The 1,117-nt window shown below is 27.9% G+C and carries 1 protein-coding gene; it reads right to left on the reverse strand.

Annotated elements, in window-relative coordinates:
* Positions 1-431: 431 nt before the first annotated feature.
* On the reverse strand, positions 432-1,117 hold a 686-nt coding region (locus tag ACZ267_RS12725; protein ID WP_463680334.1), incomplete at its 5' end, for a M20/M25/M40 family metallo-hydrolase.

The following is a 1,117-nucleotide window of genomic DNA, read 5'->3' on the forward strand; positions in this document are numbered from 1 at the left end:
TTATATCTGAAATAGTTCATACAGAAGACTCCTTTTTGTTAAAATTATACTATAAATTCAACTTTGCAACAGAACCACATCAGGGATATACTTACGGGTTAAAAGGGAACAAACTGGTGCTAACATTGCTGCAAAAATTATCCACCAAATAGAATATAAATTTTCATTTAAAATATGATGAGACAAACTGATCACCTCTAAGCAAAATATATTGTATCTTCGACAATATTTAGCGGAGCAAATTGAAAATGCAATTCTAAATACTATGTAAAAGTGAAACATTCAGAAATTAAATACAAAATTAATTGTTAAATGTATATTTAATTATATCAACATTAATTTTACGTATATTTTCATAAAAAAGCTGAAAAATGTTACAACTCATTTCTCAGCTTTTTTTATCTTTATGCGGTTATTAAAAGCTCGCAATATTATAAAGAAAAATATTCAATAAATAACTCAATATAATAATTAATGAAACTTAGATAAGCATTTTTACTAACTCTTTCATTTATCTGATGCGCACGTTCACCAGGGCCAAACATTAAGAATGAGAAGTTTTCATCTTTACCACGTAATAAGTTTGAAGCATCTGTAACTCCTACTGTCGGAGATTTAAGTATTTCATAGTCAAAATGTTTTTTAGCTAGTTTTGAACTTAATTCCATCAAATCATTTTCCCCAGTTGTAAGCACAGGATCAAGGTCAAGATATGTCTCATTTTCTAAACAAGCTCCTTCACCATTAAGACGTTCTATATGCTTGTTAAATAAATCCTTCACCATATCATTATCATATTCTGGTACAGTTCTAACATTAAATTCTGCTACAGCTCGATCAGGAACAGAATTCACCTGTTCACCACCTTTTATAATTGTATTAGTAATTATAGGACCATATAAAACTCGTGAAACGTCTTCTTGATTTATTTCTTTGGGTAATTGAGGTTTGATATAACTATATAGTTCTTGATAATTAAGTTCTTTACAATTTAATTGTTTAGAGATTTCATAAAAGTCTTTGTCTATATTTTGTATAAATGGTTCTGTTGCAAAGTTGAATTTATAGTATAATTTTAACAAAAAGGAGTCTTCTGTATGAACTATTTCAGATATAA

The organism is Staphylococcus sp. AC872 (genome assembly GCF_979255425.1).